A 26721-nucleotide genomic window follows, 5' to 3' on the forward strand; every position below is an offset into this window, starting at 1 on the left:
GGTGAGCTTGATCAGTGGTGAGTTGAATCGGCAGAAGCGGGGGCGGATTTGTTCGCCGAAGAAGCTGCCGGATTTGCCGGATCTGGTGAGTCCGGCAGGTTGACCGCGTCATCGTTCTTCGCGGGCAAGTCGGGTCGCCGCATCGCTCGCTCCTACAGGATTTATGCGATCCCTGTAGGAGCGAGGCTTGCCCGCGAAGGCCGCGCCTCGATTTGACATGAAACAATCAGGCCCGGCCTTTGCTTGCCGCTAACCCCACCGGTCTTTAGACTTACGCCTCATTTCAACGAGAGCAGGGTCGATGCCAGCTGCCTTCCCCCCCGATTCTGTTGGTCTGGTGACGCCGCGAGTGGCGCACTTCAGCGAACCCCTGGCCCTGGCCTGCGGCCGTTCGCTCCCGGCTTATGACCTGATTTACGAGACCTACGGCACGCTGAACGCCACGGCGAGCAACGCCGTGCTGATCTGCCACGCCTTGTCCGGCCACCATCACGCCGCCGGTTTCCACAGCCCCGACGACCGCAAACCCGGTTGGTGGGACAGCTGCATCGGCCCCGGCAAACCGATCGACACCAACACATTCTTCGTGGTCAGCCTGAACAACCTCGGCGGCTGCAACGGCTCCACCGGCCCGAGCAGCATCAACCCGGAGACCGGCAAGCCGTTCGGTGCCGACTTCCCGGTACTGACCGTGGAAGACTGGGTGCACAGCCAGGCGCGCTTGTCCGACCTGCTCGGCATCCGCCAGTGGGCCGCCGTGATTGGCGGCAGCCTCGGCGGCATGCAGGCGCTGCAGTGGACCATCACTTATCCGGACCGCGTGCGGCACTGCCTGGCCATCGCCTCGGCACCCAAGCTGTCGGCACAGAACATCGCGTTCAATGAAGTGGCGCGCCAGGCGATCCTCACCGACCCCGAATTTCACGGCGGCTCCTTCCAGGAAGCAGGTGTGATCCCCAAGCGCGGGTTGATGCTGGCGCGGATGGTCGGGCACATCACCTACCTGTCCGACGACTCCATGGGCGAGAAATTCGGCCGCGGCCTGAAGAGCGAAAAGCTCAACTACGACTTCCACAGCGTCGAGTTCCAGGTCGAAAGCTACCTGCGTTATCAGGGCGAAGAATTCTCCGGGCGTTTCGACGCCAACACGTACCTGCTGATGACCAAGGCGCTGGACTACTTCGATCCGGCAGCGAACTTCGACGATGACCTGGCGAAAACCTTCGCCGGCGCCACCGCCAGATTCTGCGTGATGTCGTTCACCACCGACTGGCGCTTCTCCCCGGCCCGCTCGCGGGAATTGGTGGACGCGCTGATGGCGGCCAAGAAAGACGTCTGCTACCTGGAGATCGACGCTCCGCAGGGCCATGACGCCTTCCTGATTCCGATCCCGCGCTACCTGCAGGCGTTCAGCAACTACATGAAACGTATATCGCTTTGAGGAACACATGAGAGCCGATCTGGAAATCATCCAGGAATGGATCCCCGCCGGCAGCCGCGTGCTCGACCTCGGCTGCGGTGACGGCGAGCTGCTGACCTGGCTGCGGGACAACAAGCAGGTCACCGGCTATGGCCTGGAAAACGACCCGGACAACATCGCCGAGTGCGTGGCCAAGGGCATCAACGTCATCGAGCAGGACCTGGACAAGGGCCTGGGCAACTTTGCCAGCAACAGCTTCGACGTCGTGGTCATGACCCAGGCGCTGCAAGCGGTGCATTACCCGGACAGGATCCTCGAGGAAATGCTGCGCGTCGGTCGTCAATGCATCATCACGTTCCCCAACTTCGGTCACTGGCGCTGCCGCTGGTACCTGGCGAGCAAGGGCCGGATGCCGGTGTCCGACTTTCTGCCCTACACCTGGTACAACACGCCGAACATCCACTTCTGCACCTTCGCTGACTTTGAAGCCTTGTGCCGCGAACGTGAAGCCAAGGTCATTGATCGGCTGGCTGTGGATCAACAGCATCGGCACGGGTGGGCCAGTAAGCTATGGCCTAATCTGTTAGGTGAGATCGGTATTTACCGCGTCAGCAGCCCCGGGCTGCAAGACCACAAGGTCGCGGTCTGAACAGCGACACTACGAGGAGAACGAACATGGGTCGTCTAGCGCTGTTTTTACTCACTGCCTGCCTGAGCGTCACCGCCATGGCCGCCGACGTCATCAAGGGTGAGCGTCAGGAAACATTTGGCGACGTGACGGTGCACTACAACACCTTCAACTCCACCTTCCTGACACCGGACATCGCCAAGGCGGCCGGGCTCACGCGAAGCAAAAACCAGGGTGTGATCAACGTCTCCGTACTCAAGGATGGCAAGCCTCTGACCGCTGAAGTCAACGGCACGGTCAAAGACCTCACCAGCCAAAGCGTCTCGTTGAAATTCAAACAGATCACCGAACAGGGCGCTGTCTACTACATCGCGCAATATCCAGTCGATCAGCAGGAAACCCGTACCTTCCAGATCAACGTGAAGAACGGCGATAAAACCAACACCATCAATTTCAACCAAGAGCTCTTCCCCGGCGAATGATCAACTTCACGCAACTCGTACTGGCCAGCCACAACGCCGGCAAACTCAAGGAACTCCAGGCCATGCTCGGCGAGTCGGTGCAATTGCGCTCGATCGGCGAGTTCAGCAGCGTCGAGCCTGAAGAAACCGGCCTGTCGTTCGTCGAAAACGCTATCCTCAAGGCCCGCAATGCCGCGCGCATCTCCGGCCTGCCGGCGCTGGCCGACGATTCGGGGCTGGCGGTGGATTTCCTCGGCGGTGCGCCAGGGATCTATTCGGCACGTTATGCCGACGGCCTGGGCGATGCGGCGAACAACGCCAAACTGCTCGACGCCTTGAAAGACGTGCCCGAAGCCGAGCGCGGTGCCCAGTTCGTCTGTGTGCTGGCGCTGGTGCGTCATGCCGAAGATCCGTTGCCAATTCTCTGCGAAGGCCTGTGGCACGGGCGTATCCTGCCTGCAGCCAGTGGCGAACACGGTTTTGGTTACGATCCGCTGTTCTGGGTGCCGGAGCGCGATTGCTCCAGTGCAGAGCTGAGCCCGAGCGAAAAAAACCTCATCAGCCACCGCGCCCGTGCAATGGATCTGCTGCGCCAGCGTTTGGGCTTGAAATGACCCGTGACTCGTCCGCGTCACCGCTGATCTTCGGCGGTGCCGCACAATCGCCACGGGCTGCGCTGCCAATGCTGCCGCCCTTGGCGTTGTACATCCACATCCCGTGGTGTGTGCGCAAATGCCCTTATTGCGACTTCAACTCCCACACCGCCAGCCCCGTGCTGCCGGAAGAAGAGTATGTGGACGCGCTGCTGGCCGATCTCGATCAAGACCTGCACGCCGTCTACGGCCGTGAGCTGAGCTCGATCTTTTTTGGTGGCGGTACGCCCAGCCTGTTCAGCGCCGAGGCGTTGGGCCGCTTGCTTAAAGGCGTCGAGCAACGCATTCCGTTTGCCAGTGACATCGAAATCACCCTGGAAGCCAATCCCGGGACGTTCGAGCAGGAAAAGTTCGTCGCCTACCGAAAACTGGGGATCAATCGCCTGTCGATCGGCATCCAGAGCTTTCAGGAAGAAAAACTCAAGGCCCTGGGACGGATTCACAACGGCGATGAAGCCGTGCGTGCCGCCGGCATGGCCCGTCAGGCGGGCTTCGACAACTTCAACCTGGACCTGATGCACGGGTTGCCCGATCAGTCCCTGGACGACGCCCTGGACGACCTGCGCCAGGCCATTGCCCTGAAGCCGACCCACTTGTCCTGGTATCAGCTGACGCTGGAGCCGAACACAGTGTTCTGGAACCAGCCACCGACGCTGCCGGAAGACGACACCTTGTGGGACATCCAGGAAGCCGGTCAGGCCCTGCTGGCCGAGCACGGTTATGCGCAATACGAAGTCTCGGCCTATGCCCAACCCGGGCGTGCGGCGCGGCACAACCTCAATTACTGGAGTTTCGGCGATTTCATCGGCATCGGCGCCGGCGCCCACGGCAAGCTCAGCCATCCGGACGGACGCATCGTGCGTACCTGGAAGACGCGCCTGCCGAAGGACTACCTCAATCCGGCCAAAAGCTTCAAGGCCGGGGAGAAAGCCCTGACTAATGAAGAGCTGCCGTTCGAATTCCTGATGAACGCCCTGCGCCTGACCGAAGGCGTCGAATCGCGCCTGTACCCAGAACGCACCGGTCTGACGCTGGAAAGCCTTGCCGAGAGCCGCCGGGGCGCCGAACAAAGTGGCTTGTTGCAGGTCGAACCGTCACGTCTGGCGGCCACCGAGCGCGGCCAACTTTTTCTCAACGACTTGTTGCAGACATTTCTGACATAAGGAAATCGAATGGATTTGGTACTCGACCTGCTCGCCACGGCGTCCCGCTGGAGTCGCAGCAATCTCTCGGAAATCGCCTTGGCCTTGGTGGGTTGTCTGCTGGTGCTGTTTGGTGCGGATATCAAAGGCTGGGTCGATCAACGCCTGGGCAGCATCGCCGGCGCCTTGCGCGTGCCATTGATGGCCCTGGTGTGCATGGTCGGCAGCGGCGTGGCGCTGATCTACGCCACACCGTGGATCATCAAAGGCCTGGGCCAGTTCAACAACTACAGCCTGGCGCCGGTGTTGTTGGTGGTACTGGTGTTGATCGGCGTCGTCGCAGACCGCCGCTGAATCTGAGCATATACAAAACATTGTGGGAGCGGGCTTGCCCGCGATGAGGCCATAACATTCAACATCTATGTTGACTGTCAGACCGCTATCGCGGGCAAGCCCGCTCCCACAGGTTTTTGTATTACCGTTTAGGACTGTTTCTCGAACTTCAGGTCCCACACACCATGCCCAAGCCGTTCGCCGCGGCGTTCGAACTTGGTGATCGGGCGCTCGGCCGGGCGCGGGACGCACTTGCCGTCTTCGGCCAGGTTGCGATAACCCGGCGCGACATTCATCACTTCCAGCATGTACTCGGCATAGGGTTCCCAGTCGGTGGCCATGTGCAGCACCCCGCCGACCTTCAACTTGCTGCGCACCAGCTCAGCGAACGACGCCTGAACGATACGACGCTTGTGGTGGCGGCTCTTGTGCCACGGGTCCGGGAAAAACAGCATCAGGCGATCAAGGCTGTTGTCGGCCACGCAACGGTTGAGCACTTCGATCGCATCGCAATCGTAGACCCGCAGATTGGTCAGGCCCTGGGTCAGCACGCCATTGAGCAGCGCGCCAACACCCGGACGGTGCACTTCCACACCAATGAAATCCTGTTCCGGCGAGGCTGCGGCCATTTCCAGCAGCGAATGGCCCATGCCGAAACCGATTTCCAGCGAGCGCGGCGCCGAACGGCCGAACACCTGATCGAAGTCCACCGGCGCATCGGCCAACGGCAGCACGAACAGCGGCGTGCCCTGGTCCAGACCGCGTTGCTGGCCTTCGGTCATGCGCCCGGCGCGCATCACGAAACTCTTGATGCGGCGGTGTTGGCGTTCGTCGCCTTCTTCCGTCTGGATAGGCGTGTCGTTTGATTCAGTCATCAATGGCTCTTACTTGATCAGACCATCCAGCGGCGAGGAGGCGCTGGCATAGAGTTTTTTCGGCATGCGGCCGGCGAGGTAGGCCAGGCGGCCCGCGACGATCGCGTGTTTCATGGCTTCAGCCATCATGATCGGCTGCTGGGCATGGGCGATGGCCGAGTTCATCAGCACCGCTTCGCAGCCCAGTTCCATGGCGATGGTGGCGTCGGAGGCGGTACCGACACCGGCATCCACCAGTACGGGAATCTTGGCTTCTTCGAGGATGATCTGCAGGTTGTACGGGTTGCAGATCCCCAGGCCCGTGCCGATCAGGCCGGCCAGCGGCATCACCGCGATAACGCCGATTTCCGCCAGTTGACGGGCGATGATCGGGTCATCGCTGGTGTAGACCATCACGTCGAAACCTTCCTTGACCAGCACTTCGGCGGCCTTGAGGGTTTCGATCACGTTGGGGAACAGGGTTTTCTGGTCTGCCAGCACTTCCAGCTTCACCAGGTTGTGGCCGCCGAGCAGCTCACGGGCCAGGCGGCAAGTGCGCACAGCCTCGGTCGCGTCGAAGCAACCGGCGGTGTTCGGCAGGAAGGTGTAGCGATCCGGCGACAGGACTTCAAGCAGGTTCGGTTCGCCCGGGTTCTGGCCGAGGTTGGTGCGGCGCACGGCGAAGGTGACGATCTCGGCACCCGAGGCTTCGATGGCCAGGCGGGTTTCTTCCATGTCGCGGTACTTGCCGGTACCTACCAGCAAACGCGACTGGTAGGTACGACCGGCCAGGACGAAGGGCTTGTCGCTACGAACGATGCTCATGGGAAATCCTCTGTAGGGGTGAGGTTCTTGCAGAATTCTGTGCCCTTGCGGGCAGCGCGGCTAGCCGCCGCCGATGGCGTGCACCACTTCGACCGAATCGCCGTCGTTCAGCGTGGTTTCAGCATGCTGGCTGCGCGGGACGATATCCAGATTGAGTTCGACCGCCACCCGGCGCCCGGTCAGCTCCAGACGGGTCAGCAGGGCCGCAACGGTTTCACCGTCGGGCAGTTCAAGGGATTCGCCGTTCAATTGAATGCGCATACCGAATGGCCGCCATCATTTTTAGGGGCTGGCATTCTAGCCCGATCAGTCTTGGCGACCCAAGCCATTCGTCTTGAAATCGGCCCCTGCCTTTGTAGGAGCTGGCTTGCCAGCGAAGGCGGCCTAAAGAATTGCACAAGATTCAAAGGCCCCTTCCCCGGCAAGCCGGCTCCTACAGGGGGTCAGGCCAACCGCCAGGCGGCAAGGCCCAGACAGAACCAGCCAACCAGGAATGCCAGGCCGCCAAAGGGCGTGATGATGCCCAGCTTGCTGATGCCGGTCATCGTCAACAGGTACAGGCTACCGGAAAACAGCAGGATGCCGATGGCAAAGGACGCCCCGGCCCAGCCGATCAAGCGACCGGGGATCTGCGTGGCCAGCAGCGCTACACCCAACAGCGCCAGGGTGTGCACCAACTGGTAGGTGACGCCGGTGTGGAAGATCGCCAGGTATTCGGGCGTCAGACGGCTTTTCAAGCCGTGAGCGGCGAACGCGCCAAGGGCAACGCCGGTGAAGCCGAAGAAAGCGGCCAGCATTAGAAAGCCACGCAGCATGAAGAACTCCAGTCAGACTCGATCCACAGGGTCTGTATAATGGCCCGCTCGACGGGTTCGGCCAAGCCATCTCTATGCTGCGTTTATTCTTACGACGATTCATGAAGGCCCTGCTCTGGTTCGCGGGCGGCAGCGTATTGCTGGTCTTGATTTTTCGCGTGGTGCCACCGCCAGGGACCACGCTGATGGTCGAGCGCAAGATCGAATCCTGGATCGACGGCGAGCCGATTGACCTGCAACGCACCTGGAAGCCCTGGGATGAAATCTCCGACGACCTGAAAGTCGCGGTGATTGCGGGCGAGGATCAGAAATTCCCGGAGCATTGGGGTTTTGACTTCGGTGCGATTCAGAAAGCATTGGCCCACAACGAGCTCGGCGGCACTATTCGGGGTGCCAGCACCCTGAGCCAGCAGGTTTCGAAAAACCTGTTCCTGTGGTCCGGCCGCAGCTGGCTGCGCAAAGGTCTGGAAGCCTGGTTTACCGGGTTGATCGAAGTGCTGTGGCCCAAGCAGCGGATTCTTGAGGTGTACCTCAACAGCGTCGAGTGGGATGAAGGGGTGTTTGGCGCTGAAGCGGCGGCTCGGCATCACTTTGGCGTCGGCGCCCGGTCATTGTCGCGGCAGCAAGCGAGTTTGCTGGCAGCGGTGTTGCCTAATCCACGGGTTTGGAGCGCGAGTCATCCGACCAACTATGTCGCACGGAGGGCTGGGTGGATTCGGCAGCAAATGAGTCAGTTGGGCGGTGATAGCTATCTTGTAGGGCTGAACGATTCGCGGCGTGCGCCTTGGTCTCAATGAATTGACGCGATCCCTGTAGGAGCGAGGCTTGCCCGCGAAGGCGTCGTGTCAGTCATGACGATGGCGGCTGATACGACGCCTTCGCGGGCAAGCCTCGCTCCTACAGGGGACGACGCGAAAAAAAACGCCCCGATCATCTCTGATCGGGGCGTTTTTTATTGCCGGTGTGCAGGTTATGCCGCGATCGACAACTTGAGCTTGTTCATCGCGCTCTTCTCGAGCTGACGAATACGCTCGGCCGACACGTTGTACTTCTGCGCCAGGTCGTGCAGCGTGGCTTTTTCTTCTGCCAGCCAGCGCTGGTAGAGGATGTCACGGCTGCGGTCGTCCAGCACTTCCAGCGCTTCGTGCAGGTTGTGGTTGGAGTTGTCGCTCCAGTCGGCATCTTCCAGTTGACGGGCCGGGTCGTACCGGTGGTCTTCCAGGTAGTTGGCCGGCGACTGGAATGCACTGTCGTCGTCCGCTTCCGCGGCCGGGTCGAAGGCCATGTCATGGCCGGTCAGGCGACTTTCCATCTCGCGCACTTCCCGCGGCTCTACGCCAAGGCTTTCCGCCACACGGTGGACTTCCTCGTTGTTCAGCCACGCCAGACGTTTTTTCTGGCTGCGCAGGTTGAAGAACAGCTTGCGCTGGGCCTTGGTGGTCGCGACTTTCACGATGCGCCAGTTGCGCAGGATGAACTCGTGGATTTCCGCCTTGATCCAGTGCACCGCAAAGGACACCAGGCGCACACCCATTTCCGGGTTGAAGCGCTTCACGGCCTTCATCAGGCCGACGTTGCCTTCCTGGATCAGGTCAGCCTGAGCCAGACCGTAGCCGGAATAGCTACGGGCGATATGTACAACAAAACGCAGGTGGGCGAGCACCATCTGCCGAGCCGCCCCCAAATCCTGCTCATAATAGAGACTCTCGGCCAGTTCACGCTCCTGCTCCGGCGTCAGCAATGGAATGCTGTTTACCGTGTGCACATAGGCCTCCAGGTTCGCACCCGGGACCAGAGCATATGCAGGTTGCAAAGAATTGGTCATACGAAAAAACCTCCGTCTTACATAACTCGTGCAGTTCAGCACTGCGAAAATTGACCGGAAACCGAAAGACAAGTTCCCATAAACGCTGAAAGGTCAATACGAGCAAAATGATATTACTTTGGCGCAAGCTCCCTCAGGTGGCGTGCGACTGCAATCCATGCACCGATATACCCCAACAGCACCGCGCCAAGCAAGAGCGACAGACCGTCGGCAACCGGCACGCCGGCCAGTGCGAAATCACTGCCGTACAATCCGGCCAGCCCGACTACCGCGTCGTTCAGCCAGTCCAGGCCGAACGCCAGTAAGCCCCATGAAAGAATCCCCGCACCAAAGCCATAAAGCGCCCCCATATACAGAAAGGGCCTGCGCACATAGCTGTCAGTGCCGCCCACGAGTTTAATCACTTCTATCTCTGTGCGGCGGTTTTCAATATGAAGACGAATGGTATTGCCTATCACCAAAAGTAATGCAGAAACCAGAAGCACGGTCAGACCGAAGACAAAACGGTCACCCAGCTTGAGAATCGCCGCCAAACGCTCGACCCAGACTAGATCAAGTTGCGCCTGCTGTACCTTCGGCAACTCGGAAAGTTTTTGTCTCAATGCTTCAAGGGCAGGCTTGTCGACCTCATTCGGAGTCACCAGAACCACGCCAGGCAGCGGGTTTTCCGGCAGTTCCTTGAGTGCTTCACCCAGACCGGACTGCTGCTGGAACTCTTCCAGCGCCTGATCGCGGCCGACATAGTCGGCCTCCGCGACACCGGGCATGCCCTTGATCTGCTCGCGCAACGCCTCGCCCTCGGTCGGGCTGGCGTCGATTTGCAGATAGAGGGAAATCTGCGCCGCACGCTGCCAGGAACCGCCGAGGCGCTCGACGTTACCTAGCAAAAGTGACAGGCCCATGGGCAGACTGAGGGCAACCGCCATCACCATGCAGGTGAAAAAGCTGCCGACCGGCTGCTTGCCCAGGCGCCGTAAACTATCCACCATGCTGGCACGATGGCTTTCGATCCAGGCGCGCAGCAGCGTGGCGAAATCCGGACCATCGTCATCGTCGCGTTTTTTCTTCTGCGGCTGCGGATCGGCACCCTTGGGCGCTACGCGCTCGGACACCTTGGGACTGCGTGTCGCACTCATACGGCCGCCTCCCCGTCGCCGATCAATCGGCCGCGTTGCAAGGTCAGCATGCGGTGACGCATGCGCGCGATCAGCGCCAGGTCGTGACTGGCGATCAGTACGCTGGTGCCCAGGCGGTTGATATCTTCGAAGACGCCCATGATTTCGGCTGCCAGGCGCGGGTCGAGGTTACCGGTCGGTTCGTCCGCCAGCAGCAGGGCCGGGCGGTGGACGATGGCACGGGCGATGCCGACGCGCTGTTGCTGACCGGTAGACAGATCGCCCGGGTACAGATCGGTCTTGTCCGACAGCGCCACGCGCTCCAGGGCCGAGTCCACACGCTTGACGATCTCCGCCTTGGACAGGCCAAGAATCTGCAACGGCAACGCGACGTTGTTGAACACCGTACGATCGAACAACAGCTGGTGGTTCTGGAACACCACGCCGATCTGCCGACGCAGGAAAGGTATCTGCGCGTTGCTGATGGTGGCCAGGTCTTGCCCGGCCAGCAGCAATTTGCCAGTGGTCGGGCGTTCCATGGCCAACAGCAGCCGCAACAGGGTGCTTTTACCGGCGCCGGAATGGCCGGTGACAAACAAGAATTCGCCCCGACGGACTCGAAAGCTCAGCTCATGCAAGCCGACGTGACCGTTCGGGTAGCGTTTACCGACCTGTTCGAAACGAATCATGAACGCTCCCGCTCGGCAAACAGTGCCTGGACAAAGGGTTCTGCTTCAAAAGTACGCAAATCATCGATGCCTTCACCGACGCCGATGTAGCGAATCGGCAGGCCAAACTGCTTGGCCAGGGCGAAAATCACCCCGCCCTTGGCGGTGCCGTCGAGTTTGGTCAGTGCCAGGCCGGTCAGTTCGACGGTCTGGTTGAACTGTTTGGCCTGGTTGATGGCGTTCTGGCCGGTGCCGGCATCCAGTACCAGCAACACTTCGTGGGGCGCGTCGGCATCGAGCTTGCTGATCACCCGACGCACCTTCTTCAGCTCTTCCATCAGGTTGTCTTTGGTGTGCAGGCGACCGGCGGTGTCGGCGATCAGAACGTCGATGCCACGAGCCTTGGCGGCCTGCACGGCGTCGAAGATCACCGATGCCGAGTCGGCGCCGGTGTGCTGGGCAATCACCGGGATCTTGTTGCGCTCGCCCCAGACCTGCAATTGCTCGACCGCTGCGGCGCGGAACGTATCACCTGCCGCGAGCATGACTTTCTTGCCTTCGAGTTGCAGCTTCTTCGCCAGCTTGCCGATGGTAGTGGTTTTGCCGGCACCATTGACGCCGACCACCAGAATCACGAACGGCTTGTTCTGCGAGGTGATCTTCAGCGGCTGCTCGACGGGCTTGAGCATTGCCGCCAGCTCGGCCTGCAGGGACTTGTAGAGCGCATCCGCATCGGCCAGCTCTTTGCGCGCGACCTTCTGGGTCAGGCGCTGGATGATCACCGACGTGGCTTCGACGCCCACATCGGCGGTCAACAGACGGGTCTCGATGTCTTCGAGCAGCTCGTCATCGATGATCTTCTTGCCCAGGAACAGGCTGGCCATGCCTTCGCCGATGCTGGCGCTGGTCTTGGACAGGCCTTGCTTGAGACGGGCGAAGAAACCGGCCTTGGTTTCTTCGGTACGCGCAGGCTCTGTGGGTGCTTCGACGGGCACGACAGGTGCCGTGGCAACGGGCGCGACAACAGGAACAGGAGCTGGAACAACCGGAGCAGCAACCGAAACGGGAGCTGGAGCTGGAGCTGGAGCAACCGGAGCAGCAACGGGAACGGGTTCTGGAGCAACCGGAGCAACAAACGCTGGAGCCACAGGCTCCGGGATCACCGGAACAGGCTCGGCCACCACAACAGGTGCGCTCACCGGCGCCACCACCGGTGACTGAACCGGCTCGGGAGCAAAGGCAGTCGGGGCTGGAATCGGTGGCGCAATATGCGGCGCCAACTCATCTTCGACCAATGCCACCGGCTCTTCCGCCACAGGCAATGTCAGCCAGGGCTCGGCGGTGGGGGTCAACGGAAACTGGGGCACGGTGTCGGCCACGACACGGGGTTCAGGCTCGGTGACCGGTTGCAGCACCGGCTCGGCGATCGGCAAGACCACCGGCGCGGGCTGTTCATCGATGACCGGCGCACGCGTTGGCTCAGGCTGCTCAGGCTGCTCAGTAAGTGGCTGGGGCTGTGGCTGTTCGACGACGGGTTCCTGCGGCTTTTTGCGCAGCCATCCGAACAGGCTTTTCTTCTCGCCAGCCGCAGCTGGGGCTTTCTTGTCGTCGTTGGAACCAAACATGGAGGACGGCTATCTCACAGTAGCGACGCGCCAAAGGGCGCCTCGGCAAATGAATATTCGATGCTGAACAGACTGCGATTGACCCAGCTTGTTCACGCGCAACATTTTATCGAGGTGCAAACGGCACCTTACAAAATCGATTTCACGAAGGACTGAAGCGGCAAAATCGGCGAAAAAGCAAAGTCTAGTCGATAAACCACAGCCTTTCGCCGCAAACCCATACAACCTGATCAAACACAAAGGCCTGATAGGCGTGGCCGCCAGTAAAACGGATCAGTATCCTAGCACCCTCTCGCCCGCTGACGCTAAGAACAAGCGGGCAGCCCCAAAGGTTTAAAAACGAATGAATGCTCTAGCCCGCCGCGCTGCAGGCCTGCTGCTCAGCACAGTTTGCCTGCCCCTCTCGGCCCTGGCTGCCGATCCACAACCCACCCATGAATTCACCCTCGATAACGGCCTGAAGGTCGTCGTGCGCGAGGACCATCGTGCGCCGGTGGTGGTTTCCCAGGTCTGGTACAAGGTCGGCTCCAGCTACGAGACGCCGGGTCAGACCGGTTTGTCCCACGCCCTGGAACACATGATGTTCAAGGGCAGCGAGAAAGTCGGCCCCGGCGAGGCCTCGCTGATCCTGCGCGACCTCGGTGCCGAAGAGAACGCCTTTACCAGCGATGACTTCACCGCCTATTACCAGGTCCTGGCCCGGGACCGCCTGGGCGTGGCCTTCGAGCTGGAAGCCGACCGCATGGCCAGCCTGCGCCTGCCGGCGGACGAGTTCGCCCGCGAGATCGAGGTCATTAAAGAAGAACGCCGCCTGCGCACCGACGACAAGCCGATGTCCAAGGCCTACGAACGGTTCAAGGCCATGGCCTACCCGGCCAGCGGCTACCACACGCCGACCATCGGCTGGATGGCGGACCTGGACCGCATGAAGGTCGAAGAGCTGCGCCACTGGTACCAGTCCTGGTACGTGCCGAACAACGCCACCCTGGTGGTGGTGGGCGATGTGACGCCGGATGAAGTCAGAACCCTGGCCCAACGCTACTTCGGCCCGATCGCCAAGCGTGACGTGCCGGCGGCAAAAATTCCGCTGGAGCTGGCCGAACCCGGCGAACGCCAGATCACCTTGCACGTGCAGACCCAACTGCCGAGCCTGATGCTGGGCTTCAACGTGCCCAGCATCGCCACCGCCGAAGACAAACGCCCGGTGAACGCCTTGCGGCTGATTTCCGCCCTGCTCGATGGCGGCTACAGCGGCCGTATCCCGACGCAACTGGAACGCGGCGAAGAACTGGTGTCCGGCGGTTCGTCGAGCTACGACGCCTATACCCGTGGCGACAGCCTGTTCACCCTGTCGGCGACACCGAACACCCAGAAAAACAAAACCATGGCCCAGGTTGAAGCCGGCCTGTGGAAGCTGCTCGAGCAGCTGAAAACCACGGCGCCGTCCACCGAAGAACTGGAACGCGTCCGCGCGCAGGTCATTGCCGGCCTGGTCTACGAGCGGGACTCGATCACCAGCCAGGCCACCGCTATCGGTCAACTGGAAACCGTGGGCCTGTCCTGGAAGTTGATGGACACCGAACTGGCCGATCTGGAAAGCGTGACTCCGCAGGACATCCAGAACGCCGCCAAGCTGTACTTCACCCGCGAACGTCTCAGCGTCGCCCATGTACTGCCACAGGAGACGACTCATGAGTGAGCGTAAAAAACCGCGCCTGGCCCTGATCGGCCTGATCGCCGTCGCACTGATCGGGTCTGCCGTGTTTTACTTTGCAAAGACCGACGAATCAAAGGCCAGCGAAGCCCTGGACAAGGCCAAGGCCAGCCAGAAACTGCAATCGCTGGCCGAGCTCGATGGCAAGGCACCCAGCCGCCGCAGTCTGGATGTGCAGACCTGGAACACCGCCGAAGGCGCCAAGGTGCTGTTCGTCGAGGCTCGCGAATTGCCGATGTTCGACCTGCGCCTGATCTTTTCCGCCGGCAGCAGCCAGGACGCAGACGCGCCGGGCCTGGCCGTACTGACCAACGCCATGCTCAACGAAGGCGTGGCCGGTAAAGATGTCGGCGCCATCGCCCAGGGCTTCGAAGGCCTGGGTGCGGACTTTGGCAACGGCGCATTCAAAGACATGGCCCTGGCCTCCCTGCGCAGCCTCAGCGCCGCGGACAAACGCGAACCCGCGCTGAAGCTGTTCTCGGAAGTGGTCGGCAAACCGACCTTCCCTGCCGATTCGTTCGCGCGCATCAAGAACCAGATGCTCGCCGGTTTCGAATACCAGAAGCAGAACCCCGGCAAACTGGCGAGCATGGAGCTGATGAACCGCTTGTACGGTGATCATCCTTACGCGCATTCCAGCGATGGCACGGCGAAAACCATACCGGCGATCACCCTGGCGCAACTGAAGGCGTTCCATGAAAAAGCCTACGCCTCCGGCAACGTGGTCATTGCGCTGGTCGGCGATCTGTCCCGCGCCGAAGCCGAGGCGATTGCCGCACAGGTTTCCGGTGCGCTGCCCAAAGGACCGGCCCTGGCGAAGATCCCGCAACCGGCAGAACCCAAAGCCAGCATTGGCCATATCGAGTTTCCGTCCAAGCAGACCAACCTGATGCTCGCGCAATTGGGCATCGACCGTGACGATCCGGACTACGCGGCGCTGTCCATGGGCAACCAGATCCTTGGCGGCGGTGGTTTTGGTACCCGGTTGATGAGCGAAGTGCGCGAGAAGCGTGGCCTGGCCTACGGCGTGTATTCGGGCTTCACCCCGATGCAGGCGCGCGGTCCGTTCATGATCAACCTGCAAACCCGCGCCGAAATGAGCGAAGGCACACTTAAACTGGTGCAGGATGTACTCGCCGACTACCTCAAGACCGGCCCGACGGAAAAAGAACTCGACGACGCCAAGCGTGAACTGGCCGGCAGCTTTCCGCTGTCTACCGCCAGCAACGCCGATATCGTCGGTCAGCTCGGCGCCATGGGTTTCTACAACCTGCCGTTGAGCTATCTGGAAGACTTCATGCAGCAATCCCAGAGCCTGACCGTCGAACAGGTCAGAACCGCACTGAACAAACACCTGAGCACGGATAAACTGGTCATCGTCAGCGCTGGCCCGACCGTGCCGCAAAAGCCGTTACCGGCCCCTTCTGATAAACCTGCCGAGCAACCGCTCGGGGTCCCGGAGCATTAATGGCCACTCGTCCTAAAAAACCTGTACACAACGTGCATAACGGCGTGAACCAACTTCGTATCATCGGCGGTGAATGGGGCAGCCGAAAGCTGAGCTTCCCCGATGCGCCGGGTTTGCGCCCGACTCCGGACCGGGTGCGAGAAACCCTGTTCAACTGGCTCGCACCCTATGTCGCCGGCGCAAAAGTACTTGATCCATTCGCCGGCAGCGGCGCGTTGTTTCTCGAGGCTTTATCCCGTGGCGCGGCGATGGGCCAGGCGCTGGATGCGAGCAACATCGCGGTAGCGAGCATCAAGGAGCATCTGGGTACCCTGCGCTGCACGACCGGCCAGATTCAGACGGCCGATGCCTTGCGCTACCTGGAAACCCAGCCAGCGGTTGCCTACGACCTGGTGTTCCTCGACCCGCCGTTCAACCAGAACCTGTTGCCGACCGTCTGCACGCTGCTTGAAGAGCGCCAGTGGCTGGCCAATGAAGCCTGGATCTACACCGAAAGCGAAAACGCGCCATCGTCCCTCGGCTTGCCTGGCAATTGGCGCCTGCACCGGGAGCAGAAATCCGGGCGCGTGTACTACTCGTTGTGGCAACGTATGGCAGAGATCGCCGGTTAACCGACCGGCCTGACAAGGTGCGCACAGGTTGCGCACCGCTGCATCGAGAGCCACCGTGTCCCTTCCGTCAGAACGCTTCATCCCCGCCTTCGGCCTGGGCAACCCGCACTTGCAAACCTTGTGGGGTCCCCTTTGGCGCAAAACCACCCATATCGAACGCGAGCGCGAACGCCTGTGGCTCGAGGATGGTGACTTCCTCGACCTGGACTGGCACGGCCCGCACAGTGCCAATGCGCCTCTGGTGCTGGTGTTGCACGGACTGACCGGTTCGTCGAACTCGCCTTACGTGGCCGGATTGCAAAAAGCGCTGGCGATCCAGGGTTGGGCCAGCGTCGCGCTGAACTGGCGCGGCTGTTCGGGCGAACCCAATCTGCTCCCACGCAGCTACCATTCCGGCGCCAGCGAAGACCTGGCCGAAACCATCAAGCACCTGCGGGCCAAACGGCCGCTCGCCCCCCTGTATGCGGTCGGTTATTCCTTGGGTGGCAACGTCTTGCTCAAGCATCTGGGCGAGACTGGCAGTGACAGTGGGGTGCTCGGTGCCGTGGCGGTGTCGGTACCGTTTCGCCTCGATCAGTGCGCCGACCGTATCGGCCAGGGATTCTCGAAGGTCTATCAGGCACATTTCATGCGGGAAATGGTGGCCTACATCAAGAATAAGCAACGGCAATTCCAGCATGACGAGCGCAAGGAGGGACTGGCGGCATTGGCAGCCCTTGGTTCGCTGGAAAACATGCGTACCTTCTGGGATTTCGATGGTCGGGTGACTGCGCCACTGCATGGATTTGTCGATGCCGAAGATTACTATCGTCGCGCTTCGAGCCGATATTTCCTTGGAGAGATTCGCACGCCGACCCTGATCATTCAGGCGGCTGACGATCCCTTTGTCTTTCCTCATAGCCTGCCGCAAGCGGAAGAATTATCCGACTGCATTCAATTCGAGCTACAAGCCAAAGGCGGGCATGTCGGCTTCGTCGATGGCTCGTTCAGGCAACCGGGCTACTACCTGGAACGGCGCATTCCTCAGTGGCTGACCGCTGTGGGTCGTGAGTAAGCCGATGGCTACCGATCAAGGCGAGTCGATTCATTTTTGGCAAACGGCGCCGCTGGCCGGGGTCGAATTGTTGTCTGCGCGCTACATCGAGCACCGTTTCGCACCCCACGTGCATGACGGCTATGTGATTGGCATGATCATGGCTGGCGCCCAGCGTTATCGCTATCGCGGCGCCGAGCATCTGGCGGGTAGCGGCACGCTGGTCTTGATCAATCCGGACGAACTGCACACCGGCCATAAAGGCACGGAAGACGGTTGGTTGTATCGGGCGTTTTATCCCGACAGCGCTCAGATTCTCTCGCTGCTGGCCGAGCTCGAACTGCCGACCGACACCTTGCCGGTGTTCGGCGCCACGCTGTACCGCGACCCGGATCTGGTGAAGGGCTTTTGCCAGCTGCATCGTTTGCTGGAAAGTCCATCCACGGCCCTGCAACAACAGACAGTCTGGCGGGAAATGATGCTGTCGTTGCTGCAGCGTCATGCGGCCGTTCCGATCGCGGGCAAACCTGGCAAGGAACACCGGGCGGTGACCCTGGCCAAGGAGCTGCTGCAAGCGCAATTGGTGGCACCACCCTCCCTGGAAGAACTCGCTGCAGCGGTAAACCTCTCACCGTTCCACTTCGCCAGGGTATTCCGCCGCGCCACCGGCATGCCGCCGCACACCTGGCTGATGCAGCAGCGCATCGCCCGGGCGCGGGCGTTGCTACAGGGCGGTTGCCTGCCTTTGGAAGTGGCCACGCAGTTGGGTTTTGCCGACCAGAGTCACCTGAGTCGGCAGTTCAAGCAGGTGTACGGGGTCGGGCCCGGCGCGTATCGCAGTGCGTTTACTCGCCGGTGGCGATGCCCCGCGCCGGGTCGTTGATCCACTCGCTCCACGACCCCGCATACAACGCCCCCAATGGATAACCCGCCAGGCACAAGGCGAACAGGTTGTGACAAGCCGTCACCCCGGAGCCGCAATACGCCACCAGATCAGTCGGTGAACGATGACCGAGTTTCGCGGCAAACCGCTGCTTGAGCTGATCGGCCGGCAGGAAACGCCCGTCGCTGCCCAGGTTGTCGGTGAACGCCGCACATTGCGCGCCCGGGATGTGTCCGGCAACCGGGTCGATCGGCTCCACTTCGCCCTTGAAGCGCGGCAAGGCCCGGGCATCGAGTAGGGTCAACGCGGGCTGGCCGAGACGTTGCGCAAGTGCTTCGGCATCCAGGACGAGCGCGTTGTCCGGCCCCCCCGTGAAGGTCCCGCGTTCGTTATCGGGCGCATCCAGACTCAGCGGTAACCCTGCCGCGTGCCAGGCCTTGAGCCCGCCATCCAGAATAAACACGCCATCGCGCTTGCCCAGCCAGGCCAGCAACCACCAGGCCCGCGCCGCGAAGGCACCCGGGCCGTCGTCGTACAAAACCACATCGCTGTCGGCGTTGATGCCCCAGGCTTGCAGGCGTTCGATCAAGTCTTCGGGTTCAGGTAACGGATGGCGTCCGGTCACTCCCTTGACCACCGTCCCGCTTAAATCACGCTCAAGATCGGCAAAACTCGACCCGGCAATATGCCCTTCGGCATAGCTGCGCTGACCGTAGTCCGTGTCTTCGAGGGCAAAACGACAATCCAGAATCACCAGCCCTGGCTCCTCCTTTTTCAGGTCCAACGCTTGTGGGCTGATCAGTTGCGCAATGGGCATAACGGGCTCCTGTGATGGCGGTAGTCGATCCTGTTGCTCTTTCTATCCCACTTCTTCAAGTGCCTGGGCCAGTGGCACATAAAACTCCTCGAACAGCGCGTTGACCGCGTCGCGGGACTGATCCGTGACGAAGCCGGCTTCCAGCACCAGCACTTGGTAAACACCACGTTTAATCGCTTGTTCGCTCAAGTGATTGGAATTTTCCCGCGTAGTGCACAGAAAACGCACCCAGGACGTAAGTATGATCCAGGCGTTGATGGTCAGCGACTCGATCTGCACCCGGTCCATCTTCAAGATGCCGGCCTCGACGAATCCCTTGTAGATGGCCGATCCCTGAATCACGCAGCGCTGGGAAAAGCGTCGGTAACGGGCGGCCAGCTCAGGATCGCTGTCGAGCAAGTGCTCGAGGTCTCGATGCAGAAACCGATAGCGCCACATGGCTGCCAGCAATTCCTTGAGGTAGTAACGCTTGTCCTCGACCGTCGCGGCGCGGCCCTGGGGCGGGCGCAGGAAACTGTCCACCAGGCTTTCGTACTCGCTGAACAGCACGGCGATGATCGCCTGCTTGTTAGGGAAGTGGTAGTACAGGTTGCCGGGGGAAATTTCCATGTGGGCGGCAATGTGGTTGGTGCTGATACTGCGCTCGCCCTGCTGATTGAACAGCTCCAGGCTGTTCTGCACGATGCGCTCGCTGGTTTTGATCCTGGGGGCCATGGCTTGAGCTTAAATTCAGAGTGCGGTGGCGGGCATCTTACGACCTATCCGGGCACGGATAAAATAAAGCTGCGCCAGGATGTCATTTGACTTTTCTAGAGTATAGACTCTAAAAGGTTCCCCATAATAAATAATCCGGAGCCTACAATGACTGCTGACATCGCCTACCTGCAGAACCTGCAGCAGCCTCTGGAAGAACTCCACGCCTTGTTTAACGCCCAACGTGCGGCGTATGCCGGCAACCCCATGCCGCCAGCGGCGCAACGCCAGCAATGGCTCAAGGCGCTGCGGGACCTGCTGAGCAATGAACGCCTGGCCCTGATCGATGCGATCGACCAGGACTTCAGCCATCGCAGCGCCGATGAAACCCTGCTTGCCGAACTGATGCCCAGCCTGCACGGCATCCATTACGCCAGCCAGCACCTCAAACGCTGGATGAAAGCGTCACGGCGCAAGGTCGGCGTTGCCTTTCAACCTGCCTCGGCCAAAGTCGTTTATCAACCGTTGGGCGTGGTTGGCGTGATCGTGCCGTGGAACTACCCGTTGTACCTGGCTATCGGCCCGCTGGTGGGCGCGTTGTCGGCGGGCAATCGGGTGATGCTCAAGCTCAGTGAGTCGACGCCTGCCACCGGTCTGCTGCTCAAGGAGCTGCTGGGTCGAATTTTTCCCCAGGACCTGGTTTGCGTGGTGCTGGGTGAAGCCGATATCGGCGTGGCTTTCTCCCGGCTGCGCTTCGATCACCTGCTGTTCACCGGCGCTACCAGCATCGGCAAACAGGTGATGCGCGCGGCTGCCGAGAACCTGACACCGGTGACCCTTGAGCTGGGCGGAAAGTCGCCCGCCATCGTCTCCCGTGATGTGCCCCTCAAGGATGCCGCCGAACGCATCGCTTTCGGCAAGACGCTCAACGCCGGACAAACCTGCGTGGCCCCGGACTACGTGCTGGTGCCGGAAGATCGCGTGGGTTCCTTCGTCGAAGCCTATCGCCAGGCAGTTCGCGGGTTTTATCCGACCCTGGCGGACAACCCGGACTACACCGCGATCATCAATGACCGACAACTGCAGCGGCTAAATGGCTACCTGAGTGACGCCACCAGCAAAGGCGCGCTGCTGATTCCTTTGTTCGACCAGGGCCAGGGCCGACGCTTGAGCCACAGCCTGCTGCTCAACGTCACTGACGAGATGACGGTGATGCAGGACGAGATCTTCGGCCCGCTGCTGCCGATCGTGCCTTATAAGGATCTGGACGAAGCGTTTGCCTACATCAATCAACGACCTCGTCCGCTGGCCCTGTATTACTTCGGCTACGACAAGCGCGAGCAAAACCGCGTGCTTCACGAAACCCATTCGGGTGGCGTGTGCCTGAACGACACCTTGCTGCACGTCGCTCAGGACGATATGCCGTTCGGCGGTATTGGCGCCTCCGGCATGGGCCATTACCACGGCCACGAAGGCTTCCTGACCTTCAGCAAGGCCAAGGGCGTGCTGATCAAACAGCGTTTCAACGCGGCGAAACTGATCTACCCGCCGTACGGCAAACCCCTTCAAAAACTGATTCAGAAGCTGTTTATTCGCTAACGATCCTCAGCGCCGGTAAATAACAATAATGAGCCTCAGCCTGTCCGATACCCCTGCGTTGTCACGGCGCGGTTTGCTTAAATTCAGCCTCGGGGCGAGTGCCTTTCTGGCCACGGTCGGGCTGGGTGCCAGCCTCAGCGGCTGTTCCGCCAGCACCTCGGCCAGTGGTTTCACGATTCTGCGCAGCGGCGACCTGCTGTTTCTGCGGGCGTTGATTCCGGTGATGCTGGACGGTGCGGTGGCCGTCGAGAAAATGCCGGCGGCTGTCGACCAGACCCTGCACTGCCTGGATAACGGCCTCAATCACCTGTCACCGCAAATGCTCAAGCTGACCCGACAATTGTTCGATGTGCTGGGGATAACCGTGACGCGCGGGCCGCTCACCGGGATTTGGGGGAGTTGGGACAATGCCAGCAGCGAAGACATCCGCGCATTTCTCGATCGCTGGGAAAACAGCGCCTTGAGTTTGCTGCGCATGGGGCATAGCTCGTTGCTGCAGCTGGTGATGATGGCCTGGTACAGCCGCCTGGAATCGTGGGCGCATTGCGGGTATCCCGGGCCGCCTACGGTCTGAGACCGAGTCGACCCTATCGCGGGCAAGCCCGCTCCCACAGGTTTTTGAGTCGTTCGCAAAAGGGTCGTCCACCTCAAAACCTGTGGGAGCGAGCTTGCTCGCGAAGGCGTCAGCCGCACCACCACCGAATCCAAAACAATAAGAGAACCTGAACATGCCCGTACCCGACCCATTCCGCGAAGGCCTGGCCCGTGGCTGGAAAACCTATAACGGTTCACAACTGACCCAGGACCTGACCCTCGAAGCGGACGTGGCCATCATCGGTAGCGGCGCCGGTGGCGGGATCACGGCGGAGATCCTCAGCGCCGCCGGCTACAAGGTGCTGCTGATCGAAGAAGGCCCGCTCAAGACCAGCAGCGATTTCAAGATGCTCGAGGACCAGGCGTATACCAGCCTGTACCAGGAAGGCATCGGCCGCATGAGCAAGGACGGCGCGATTACCATTCTTCAGGGGCGGGCGGTGGGCGGTACGACGCTGATCAACTGGACTTCGAGCTTTCGTACCCCAGACCCGACACTCGAGCACTGGGCCAGGGAACATGATGTCAAAGGCCATAGCCCGGCCGAAATGGCGCCCTGGTTCGAGAAAATGGAACAACGTCTGGGCGTAGCGCCCTGGATGATTCCGCCGAATGCCAACAACGACGTGATCCGCAAAGGCTGCGAAAAGCTTGGCTACGCCTGGCATGTCATCCCGCGCAACGTGCGCGGGTGCTGGAACCTCGGCTACTGCGGCATGGGCTGTCCGACCAACGCCAAGCAATCGATGCTGGTCACCACCATTCCCGCCACCCTGGAAAAAGGTGGCGAACTGCTCTACCTCGCCCGCGCCGAAAAACTCTCGATCAAGGGCGGCAAGGTCACTGGCCTGCAATGCGTGGCGATGGACGAGCGTTGCGTCGCCCCCACGGGGCGGACTATCTCGATCAAGGCCCGGCATTACGTGCTGGCGGGCGGCGGCATCAACAGCCCGGCACTGCTGTTGCGCTCCGACGCGCCCGATCCGCACAAGCGTCTGGGCAAGCGGACGTTCCTGCACCTGGTCAATATGTCCGCCGGTCTGTTCAACGAAGTGATCAATCCGTTCTACGGCGCACCGCAGTCGATCTACTCCGACCATTTCCAGTGGCAGGACGGCACCACCGGCAAGATGTCCTACAAACTGGAAGTGCCACCGCTTCACCCTGCGCTGGCCACTACCCTGCTCGGCGGCTTTGGCAAGGAAAACGCCCGGCACATGGAGCACCTGCCCCACACTCATGCGATGTTGGCGTTACTGCGCGACGGCTTTCACCCGGACAGCCCCGGCGGCAGCGTCGAGTTGCGCGGTGACGGTACACCCGTGCTCGACTATCAGGTTTCACCCTACGCCTGGGACGGTTTGCGCCGCGCTTTCCACAGCATGGCCGAGATCCAGTTCGCTGGTGGCGCCAAGGCGGTGATGCCAATGCACGCCGACGCTCGCTATGTGAAGACCCTGGCCGAAGCCCGCACGCTGATCGACGGTTTGAGCCTTGAGCTGTATCGCACACGGCTGGGCAGTGCACATGTGATGGGCGGTTGTGCCATGGGTGAAGACCCGAAAAACGCCGTGACCGATAGCCTTGGCCGACATCATCAGCTAGGCAATCTGTCGATCCATGACGGCTCGCTATTCCCCACCAGCATTGGCGCAAACCCGCAATTGTCGGTCTATGGGCTGACGGCGCAACTGGCCACTTCCCTGGCCGAACGATTGAAAAACCCATGAAAACGGAGAATATTGTGATCGTCTATAGTGCTTTCTTACCCAACACGCGACTTGGCCGACCGGTAAGGCTGCGATACCATCCGAGTCCCCAACGGACTTCCGCCAGGACGACGCGATGAACCGAGTGTTGTACCCAGGTACCTTCGACCCTATTACCAAGGGCCATGGCGATCTGGTCGAACGCGCCGCGCGCCTGTTCGATCATGTGATCATCGCCGTCGCCGCCAGTCCGAAGAAAAACCCGTTGTTCCCTCTGGAACAGCGTGTGGCACTGGCACGCGAGGTCACTAGTCATTTGCCCAACGTTGAAGTCGTCGGCTTTTCATCGCTGCTGGCGCACTTCGCCAAAGAGAAGAACGCCAACGTGTTCCTGCGTGGTTTGCGTGCGGTCTCGGACTTCGAATACGAATTCCAGCTGGCCAACATGAACCGTCAGCTGGCACCGGATGTGGAAAGTCTGTTTCTTACCCCGTCCGAGCGGTATTCGTACATTTCCTCGACGCTGGTGCGTGAAATCGCTGCCTTGGGCGGTGATATCACCAAGTTCGTCCACCCCGCGGTGGCGGACGCGCTGACCGAACGCTTCAAGAAGTAACCTGCGCACCTGTAGGAGCGAGCTTGCTCGCGAAGGACGTTAACGATGACAAAGGCTGCCTGGACGAACGCGGCACCCTTACGTCCATCGCCAGCAAGCTGGCTCCTACAGCGCCAATGCGGCACAATTGCGCATTGATTTATTGCGCCCGGGTATTGCGCCCTGGCTGGAGTTAGCATGTCCCTGATCATCACCGACGATTGCATCAACTGCGACGTCTGCGAACCCGAGTGCCCGAACGCCGCCATCTCCCAGGGCGAAGAGATCTACGTGATCGACCCGAACCTGTGCACCCAGTGCGTCGGCCACTATGACGAACCTCAATGCCAGCAGGTTTGCCCGGTGGATTGCATTCCGCTGGACGAAGCGCATCCGGAGACTGAAGAGCAGTTGATGGAGAAGTACCGGATCATTACCGGCAAGGCTTGAATATTGTGGTGTCTGTCCTGACGCCATCGCGGGCAAGCCCGCTCCCACAAGGACCGCGCAATGCCTGTGGGAGCGGGCTTGCTCCGGGCGGCGATCCGACGATTAGGCCATCAGCCACACCGAATATTTAACTGCCTCACTCCCGCTGCTCAAACCCCTCCCCGATACACCCCAGGCACCGCACAAACGCTGCTTTCGCCGGGTCGACCACCAACGCCTGGCCCGCATCGCCAATACCGCCACCCAGGGCGGTGAACGGCAACGACACCACAAACACCCCGGCACCGATCACTGTCGCCGCGACCAGCAAGGGTCGGGCGATCAGCAAATCGCCGATCATGGCGTACGCGGGAGGATTCTGGATGGTGTAACGCGGGTCGCCGCTACCCGTGTTCGCTGCCAGCACGGGCGCTCCGACACTCAGCAGCAGAACGACGACAAGGGTTCGAAACAGGTTCATGGCACGGTCCTTCGGCTAGGCAGTGAGTACTGACTATAGCCCCAAGGACCTGTCAGCTTTGACAACGCGGGCAAAACACGCTGGCACGCTGCCCGAGTTTGACTTCCCGCAATTGCGTTGCGCAGATCTTACAATGCTCATTACCGCGGCCGTAAACGAACAATTCCTGCTGGAAGTAACCGGGTTGGCCGTCACCGCCGATAAAGTCGCGCAATGTGGTGCCGCCGCGCTCGATGGCGTGTGCAAGGATGCGTTTGATTTCTATCGCCAACTTCAGATAGCGCGCCCGGGAAATGCTCTTCGCCTCCCGGCGCGGATCGATGCCAGCGGCGAACAGCGCCTCGGTGGCGTAGATATTGCCGACACCGACCACGACCGCGTTGTCCATGATGAACGGCTTGACCGCCATGGAGCGTGCACGCGACAGCTTAAACAAGCGCTCGCCGTCGAACAGGTCGGTCAAGGGTTCCGGCCCCAGGCGAATCAGTAATTCGTGGTTGAGCGGATCGAGACTCCAGAGCATCGCGCCAAACCGGCGCGGGTCGGTATAGCGCAGGGCCAGCCCCGATTCCAGCTCGATGTCCACGTGTTCATGCTTGGCGGCCGGCATGCCGGCTTCCACCAGACGCAAATTGCCCGACATCCCCAAATGACTGATGAGCGTGCCGACTTCGGCATTGATCAGCAGGTACTTGGCCCGCCGTTCCACCAACACGATGCGCTGGCCGGACAGCCGCACATCGAGGTCTTCGGGAATCGGCCAGCGCAGACGGCGCTCCCTCACGATGACCCGGCTGACGCGCTGGCCTTCAAGGTGCGGTGCAATTCCGCGGCGGGTGGTTTCGACTTCCGGCAGTTCAGGCATGGGGCTCTCGAATCAGGCTGTCGCTCAGCGGTGAGCGCCGAGGTCGCGAATCGTTTGTTTGAGGGTCTCGAAGTCGTAGTCCGAGAGGCCGACGTAATCAAGCACCAAGGGCCCGATGCTGTTCCATTCGTGGTCCTCGGTCTGGTTGCCCAGCACCCGATAGGACGCACAGATGTGCTCGGCCATTTTCAGGATCCCCAGCAGGCTTTTCAGCTGGCTGTTGCGCGACGACTCATCGGTGAAGATCGCCAAGGTATTGTGGTGATTGGCAATGGCAGCGGTCACGTGCTCCGGCAGGCGCCAGGACTTGGCGGTGTAATAACCGACCACTGCGTGGTTAGTGTTGAACATCCGGTTCTCGGTGTCCACCACCCGGCATTCGGCACCGGCGCTGGCGTAGGCCTCTTCCAGAACGCTCATGTAGTTCGGAAAACGCTGGAGCATCAAGGGTACGCCACAATCGTGGAACAGGCCCAGGGCGTACGCTTCATCGCCGGCCTGGGCACCGATGCGCTTGGCCAGGGTCAGGCAAGTCATCGCCACGTCCTGGGCGGTGTCCCAGAAACGGTTCAAGGTGACGATGGTGTCGTCGTTCATTTCGCCTTTGATCGACTGCGCGTTGATCAGGTTGATGATCGATCGGCTGCCCAGCAGATTCACCGCCCGCTTGATCGAGGCTATCTTGTTGCTCAAGCCGTAATACGGCGAATTGACGATTTTCAGCAACGAGCCGGAGAGGCCAGGGTCTTGGGAGATCAACCTGGCGATCACGTCCAGATCCGGGTCGGGCATGTACTGCTCCATCTGCAAATCCACCATGATTTGCGGTTGGGCCGGCACGCTGATGCCTTGCAGGGACTGTCGGA

Annotated in this window: 30 protein-coding genes and 1 pseudogene; 18 read left to right on the forward strand and 13 right to left on the reverse strand. The window is 60.9% G+C overall.

Annotated features, from left to right (window positions below; translation table 11 throughout):
- Position 1 precedes the first annotated feature (1 nt).
- The 7 genes and pseudogenes from ACA062_RS31465 to ACA062_RS31495 all read left to right on the forward strand — a co-directional run.
- A pseudogene (locus ACA062_RS31465) lies at positions 2 to 103 on the forward strand (YggU family protein); the annotation flags it as partial.
- Between the two features lie 198 nt (positions 104 to 301).
- Positions 302 to 1441 (forward strand): homoserine O-succinyltransferase MetX, encoded by a 1140-nt coding sequence (gene metX, locus ACA062_RS31470; RefSeq protein ID WP_497454441.1) that lies wholly within the window; start codon positions 302 to 304, stop codon positions 1439 to 1441.
- A gap of 7 nt (positions 1442 to 1448) precedes the next feature.
- Positions 1449 to 2069, forward strand: a complete 621-nt coding sequence (gene metW, locus ACA062_RS31475; RefSeq protein WP_497454442.1) for a methionine biosynthesis protein MetW — start codon at positions 1449 to 1451, stop codon at positions 2067 to 2069.
- A 26-nt stretch (positions 2070 to 2095) separates the two neighbouring features.
- Positions 2096 to 2530, forward strand: coding sequence for a DUF4426 domain-containing protein (locus tag ACA062_RS31480; protein WP_497454443.1), 435 nt, complete (start codon positions 2096 to 2098; stop codon positions 2528 to 2530).
- Positions 2527 to 3123, forward strand: a complete 597-nt coding sequence (rdgB, locus tag ACA062_RS31485) for an RdgB/HAM1 family non-canonical purine NTP pyrophosphatase (RefSeq protein WP_497454444.1) — start codon at positions 2527 to 2529, stop codon at positions 3121 to 3123. Before ACA062_RS31480 ends, rdgB begins: the two co-directional genes overlap by 4 nt.
- A 68-nt stretch (positions 3124 to 3191) precedes the next feature.
- Positions 3192 to 4325, forward strand: coding sequence for a radical SAM family heme chaperone HemW (hemW, locus tag ACA062_RS31490; protein ID WP_497457519.1), 1134 nt, complete (start codon positions 3192 to 3194; stop codon positions 4323 to 4325).
- A 9-nt stretch (positions 4326 to 4334) separates the two neighbouring features.
- Entirely contained in the window at positions 4335 to 4658 is a 324-nt protein-coding gene (locus ACA062_RS31495) for a DUF3392 domain-containing protein (protein WP_497454445.1), read from the forward strand.
- Positions 4659 to 4786: 128 nt separating this feature from the next.
- Here the strand turns inward: ACA062_RS31495 and trmB are convergent, their stop codons facing one another.
- From trmB to ACA062_RS31515, 4 genes are all read right to left on the reverse strand, one after another.
- On the reverse strand, positions 4787 to 5512 hold the full coding sequence (trmB, locus tag ACA062_RS31500; RefSeq protein WP_149416361.1) for a tRNA (guanosine(46)-N7)-methyltransferase TrmB: 726 nt from the start codon (positions 5510 to 5512) through the stop codon (positions 4787 to 4789).
- A 9-nt stretch (positions 5513 to 5521) separates the two neighbouring features.
- Positions 5522 to 6316, reverse strand: coding sequence for a thiazole synthase (locus ACA062_RS31505; RefSeq protein WP_008068101.1), 795 nt, complete (start codon positions 6314 to 6316; stop codon positions 5522 to 5524).
- Between the two features lie 60 nt (positions 6317 to 6376).
- The gene (gene thiS / locus ACA062_RS31510) at positions 6377 to 6577 is read right to left on the reverse strand and encodes a sulfur carrier protein ThiS (protein WP_007897898.1); all 201 of its coding nucleotides are present in this window, start codon (positions 6575 to 6577) and stop codon (positions 6377 to 6379) included.
- 182 nt (positions 6578 to 6759) lie between these two features.
- Positions 6760 to 7131 (reverse strand): DUF423 domain-containing protein, encoded by a 372-nt coding sequence (locus ACA062_RS31515; RefSeq protein ID WP_497454446.1) that lies wholly within the window; start codon positions 7129 to 7131, stop codon positions 6760 to 6762.
- A gap of 74 nt (positions 7132 to 7205) precedes the next feature.
- On the opposite strand from ACA062_RS31515, the gene mtgA reads away from it, so the two are divergent.
- The gene (gene mtgA, locus ACA062_RS31520; protein ID WP_497454447.1) at positions 7206 to 7928 is read left to right on the forward strand and encodes a monofunctional biosynthetic peptidoglycan transglycosylase; all 723 of its coding nucleotides are present in this window, start codon (positions 7206 to 7208) and stop codon (positions 7926 to 7928) included.
- A gap of 173 nt (positions 7929 to 8101) precedes the next feature.
- Here the strand turns inward: mtgA and rpoH are convergent, their stop codons facing one another.
- The 4 genes from rpoH to ftsY all read right to left on the reverse strand — a co-directional run bounded on the left by rpoH (position 8102) and on the right by ftsY (position 12364).
- Positions 8102 to 8956 carry an RNA polymerase sigma factor RpoH gene (gene rpoH, locus ACA062_RS31525; protein ID WP_007897890.1) on the reverse strand — a complete coding sequence of 285 codons (855 nt, stop codon included), beginning with the start codon at positions 8954 to 8956 and terminating at the stop codon, positions 8102 to 8104.
- Positions 8957 to 9069: 113 nt separating this feature from the next.
- Positions 9070 to 10092 carry a permease-like cell division protein FtsX gene (ftsX, locus tag ACA062_RS31530; protein WP_497454448.1) on the reverse strand — a complete coding sequence of 341 codons (1023 nt, stop codon included), beginning with the start codon at positions 10090 to 10092 and terminating at the stop codon, positions 9070 to 9072.
- Positions 10089 to 10760 (reverse strand): cell division ATP-binding protein FtsE, encoded by a 672-nt coding sequence (gene ftsE, locus ACA062_RS31535; protein WP_064680267.1) that lies wholly within the window; start codon positions 10758 to 10760, stop codon positions 10089 to 10091. The genes ftsX and ftsE overlap by 4 nt, the downstream gene beginning before the upstream one ends.
- Positions 10757 to 12364, reverse strand: a complete 1608-nt coding sequence (gene ftsY, locus ACA062_RS31540) for a signal recognition particle-docking protein FtsY (RefSeq protein ID WP_497454449.1) — start codon at positions 12362 to 12364, stop codon at positions 10757 to 10759. Before ftsY ends, ftsE begins: the two co-directional genes overlap by 4 nt.
- A gap of 343 nt (positions 12365 to 12707) precedes the next feature.
- Here ftsY and ACA062_RS31545 point away from each other — a divergent pair, with 343 nt between their 5' ends.
- From ACA062_RS31545 to ACA062_RS31565, 5 genes are read left to right on the forward strand one after another with little or no spacing between them, the layout of a single operon-like run.
- A complete protein-coding gene (locus tag ACA062_RS31545) occupies positions 12708 to 14063 on the forward strand; it encodes a M16 family metallopeptidase (RefSeq protein WP_497454450.1) in 1356 nt (451 codons plus the stop codon).
- Complete coding sequence (locus tag ACA062_RS31550; protein WP_497454451.1) at positions 14056 to 15546, forward strand: M16 family metallopeptidase; 1491 nt, start codon at positions 14056 to 14058, stop codon at positions 15544 to 15546. The genes ACA062_RS31545 and ACA062_RS31550 overlap by 8 nt, the downstream gene beginning before the upstream one ends.
- Entirely contained in the window at positions 15546 to 16157 is a 612-nt protein-coding gene (gene rsmD, locus ACA062_RS31555; protein WP_497454452.1) for a 16S rRNA (guanine(966)-N(2))-methyltransferase RsmD, read from the forward strand. The genes ACA062_RS31550 and rsmD overlap by 1 nt, the downstream gene beginning before the upstream one ends.
- Before the next feature lie 55 nt (positions 16158 to 16212).
- The gene (locus ACA062_RS31560) at positions 16213 to 17211 is read left to right on the forward strand and encodes a hydrolase (protein ID WP_497454453.1); all 999 of its coding nucleotides are present in this window, start codon (positions 16213 to 16215) and stop codon (positions 17209 to 17211) included.
- Positions 17212 to 17215: 4 nt separating this feature from the next.
- Positions 17216 to 18073, forward strand: coding sequence for an AraC family transcriptional regulator (locus tag ACA062_RS31565; RefSeq protein ID WP_497454454.1), 858 nt, complete (start codon positions 17216 to 17218; stop codon positions 18071 to 18073).
- Here ACA062_RS31565 and ACA062_RS31570 read toward each other — a convergent pair.
- On the reverse strand, positions 18036 to 18890 hold the full coding sequence (locus ACA062_RS31570) for a sulfurtransferase (RefSeq protein WP_497454455.1): 855 nt from the start codon (positions 18888 to 18890) through the stop codon (positions 18036 to 18038). The two genes, ACA062_RS31565 and ACA062_RS31570, sit on opposite strands and share 38 nt — an antisense overlap.
- A gap of 42 nt (positions 18891 to 18932) precedes the next feature.
- Positions 18933 to 19604 (reverse strand): TetR/AcrR family transcriptional regulator, encoded by a 672-nt coding sequence (locus ACA062_RS31575; RefSeq protein ID WP_497454456.1) that lies wholly within the window; start codon positions 19602 to 19604, stop codon positions 18933 to 18935.
- A 147-nt stretch (positions 19605 to 19751) separates the two neighbouring features.
- Here ACA062_RS31575 and ACA062_RS31580 point away from each other — a divergent pair, with 147 nt between their 5' ends.
- The 5 genes from ACA062_RS31580 (at position 19752) to ACA062_RS31600 (ending at position 24530) form a co-directional block, all read left to right on the forward strand.
- Positions 19752 to 21182 carry a coniferyl aldehyde dehydrogenase gene (locus ACA062_RS31580; protein WP_497454457.1) on the forward strand — a complete coding sequence of 477 codons (1431 nt, stop codon included), beginning with the start codon at positions 19752 to 19754 and terminating at the stop codon, positions 21180 to 21182.
- A gap of 28 nt (positions 21183 to 21210) precedes the next feature.
- The gene (locus ACA062_RS31585) at positions 21211 to 21756 is read left to right on the forward strand and encodes a twin-arginine translocation pathway signal protein (RefSeq protein ID WP_497454458.1); all 546 of its coding nucleotides are present in this window, start codon (positions 21211 to 21213) and stop codon (positions 21754 to 21756) included.
- 154 nt (positions 21757 to 21910) lie between these two features.
- Positions 21911 to 23506, forward strand: a complete 1596-nt coding sequence (locus tag ACA062_RS31590) for a GMC family oxidoreductase (protein WP_497454459.1) — start codon at positions 21911 to 21913, stop codon at positions 23504 to 23506.
- 115 nt (positions 23507 to 23621) lie between these two features.
- On the forward strand, positions 23622 to 24101 hold the full coding sequence (coaD, locus tag ACA062_RS31595) for a pantetheine-phosphate adenylyltransferase (protein WP_497454460.1): 480 nt from the start codon (positions 23622 to 23624) through the stop codon (positions 24099 to 24101).
- Between the two features lie 177 nt (positions 24102 to 24278).
- Positions 24279 to 24530 carry a YfhL family 4Fe-4S dicluster ferredoxin gene (locus ACA062_RS31600; protein WP_038358877.1) on the forward strand — a complete coding sequence of 84 codons (252 nt, stop codon included), beginning with the start codon at positions 24279 to 24281 and terminating at the stop codon, positions 24528 to 24530.
- 136 nt (positions 24531 to 24666) lie between these two features.
- Here the strand turns inward: ACA062_RS31600 and ACA062_RS31605 are convergent, their stop codons facing one another.
- Genes ACA062_RS31605 through ACA062_RS31615 form a run of 3 tightly spaced genes read right to left on the reverse strand, consistent with a single transcriptional unit; the run spans position 24667 to position 26695 of the window.
- Entirely contained in the window at positions 24667 to 24990 is a 324-nt protein-coding gene (locus ACA062_RS31605) for a multidrug transporter (RefSeq protein WP_497454461.1), read from the reverse strand.
- A gap of 52 nt (positions 24991 to 25042) precedes the next feature.
- Positions 25043 to 25855, reverse strand: a complete 813-nt coding sequence (gene mutM / locus ACA062_RS31610) for a bifunctional DNA-formamidopyrimidine glycosylase/DNA-(apurinic or apyrimidinic site) lyase (RefSeq protein ID WP_497454462.1) — start codon at positions 25853 to 25855, stop codon at positions 25043 to 25045.
- 24 nt (positions 25856 to 25879) lie between these two features.
- Positions 25880 to 26695: an HDOD domain-containing protein gene (locus ACA062_RS31615; RefSeq protein ID WP_497457520.1), complete on the reverse strand. Its 816-nt coding sequence runs from the start codon at positions 26693 to 26695 to the stop codon at positions 25880 to 25882.
- Positions 26696 to 26721: the final 26 nt, after the last annotated feature.

The organism is Pseudomonas sp. LBUM1679, from assembly GCF_059695565.1.

Coding starts and splice junctions, on each gene's coding strand:
- metX (WP_497454441.1), top strand. CDS start 302: ATGCCAGCTGCCTTCCCCCCCGATTCTGTTGGTCTGGTGACGCCGCGA.
- metW (WP_497454442.1), top strand. CDS start 1,449: ATGAGAGCCGATCTGGAAATCATCCAGGAATGGATCCCCGCCGGCAGC.
- ACA062_RS31480 (WP_497454443.1), top strand. CDS start 2,096: ATGGGTCGTCTAGCGCTGTTTTTACTCACTGCCTGCCTGAGCGTCACC.
- rdgB (WP_497454444.1), top strand. CDS start 2,527: ATGATCAACTTCACGCAACTCGTACTGGCCAGCCACAACGCCGGCAAA.
- hemW (WP_497457519.1), top strand. CDS start 3,192: ATGCTGCCGCCCTTGGCGTTGTACATCCACATCCCGTGGTGTGTGCGC.
- ACA062_RS31495 (WP_497454445.1), top strand. CDS start 4,335: ATGGATTTGGTACTCGACCTGCTCGCCACGGCGTCCCGCTGGAGTCGC.
- trmB (WP_149416361.1), bottom strand. CDS start 5,512: ATGACTGAATCAAACGACACGCCTATCCAGACGGAAGAAGGCGACGAA.
- ACA062_RS31505 (WP_008068101.1), bottom strand. CDS start 6,316: ATGAGCATCGTTCGTAGCGACAAGCCCTTCGTCCTGGCCGGTCGTACC.
- thiS (WP_007897898.1), bottom strand. CDS start 6,577: ATGCGCATTCAATTGAACGGCGAATCCCTTGAACTGCCCGACGGTGAA.
- ACA062_RS31515 (WP_497454446.1), bottom strand. CDS start 7,131: ATGCTGCGTGGCTTTCTAATGCTGGCCGCTTTCTTCGGCTTCACCGGC.
- mtgA (WP_497454447.1), top strand. CDS start 7,206: ATGCTGCGTTTATTCTTACGACGATTCATGAAGGCCCTGCTCTGGTTC.
- rpoH (WP_007897890.1), bottom strand. CDS start 8,956: ATGACCAATTCTTTGCAACCTGCATATGCTCTGGTCCCGGGTGCGAAC.
- ftsX (WP_497454448.1), bottom strand. CDS start 10,092: ATGAGTGCGACACGCAGTCCCAAGGTGTCCGAGCGCGTAGCGCCCAAG.
- ftsE (WP_064680267.1), bottom strand. CDS start 10,760: ATGATTCGTTTCGAACAGGTCGGTAAACGCTACCCGAACGGTCACGTC.
- ftsY (WP_497454449.1), bottom strand. CDS start 12,364: ATGTTTGGTTCCAACGACGACAAGAAAGCCCCAGCTGCGGCTGGCGAG.
- ACA062_RS31545 (WP_497454450.1), top strand. CDS start 12,708: ATGAATGCTCTAGCCCGCCGCGCTGCAGGCCTGCTGCTCAGCACAGTT.
- ACA062_RS31550 (WP_497454451.1), top strand. CDS start 14,056: ATGAGTGAGCGTAAAAAACCGCGCCTGGCCCTGATCGGCCTGATCGCC.
- rsmD (WP_497454452.1), top strand. CDS start 15,546: ATGGCCACTCGTCCTAAAAAACCTGTACACAACGTGCATAACGGCGTG.
- ACA062_RS31565 (WP_497454454.1), top strand. CDS start 17,216: ATGGCTACCGATCAAGGCGAGTCGATTCATTTTTGGCAAACGGCGCCG.
- ACA062_RS31570 (WP_497454455.1), bottom strand. CDS start 18,890: ATGCCCATTGCGCAACTGATCAGCCCACAAGCGTTGGACCTGAAAAAG.
- ACA062_RS31575 (WP_497454456.1), bottom strand. CDS start 19,604: ATGGCCCCCAGGATCAAAACCAGCGAGCGCATCGTGCAGAACAGCCTG.
- ACA062_RS31580 (WP_497454457.1), top strand. CDS start 19,752: ATGACTGCTGACATCGCCTACCTGCAGAACCTGCAGCAGCCTCTGGAA.
- ACA062_RS31585 (WP_497454458.1), top strand. CDS start 21,211: ATGAGCCTCAGCCTGTCCGATACCCCTGCGTTGTCACGGCGCGGTTTG.
- ACA062_RS31590 (WP_497454459.1), top strand. CDS start 21,911: ATGCCCGTACCCGACCCATTCCGCGAAGGCCTGGCCCGTGGCTGGAAA.
- coaD (WP_497454460.1), top strand. CDS start 23,622: ATGAACCGAGTGTTGTACCCAGGTACCTTCGACCCTATTACCAAGGGC.
- ACA062_RS31600 (WP_038358877.1), top strand. CDS start 24,279: ATGTCCCTGATCATCACCGACGATTGCATCAACTGCGACGTCTGCGAA.
- ACA062_RS31605 (WP_497454461.1), bottom strand. CDS start 24,990: ATGAACCTGTTTCGAACCCTTGTCGTCGTTCTGCTGCTGAGTGTCGGA.
- mutM (WP_497454462.1), bottom strand. CDS start 25,855: ATGCCTGAACTGCCGGAAGTCGAAACCACCCGCCGCGGAATTGCACCG.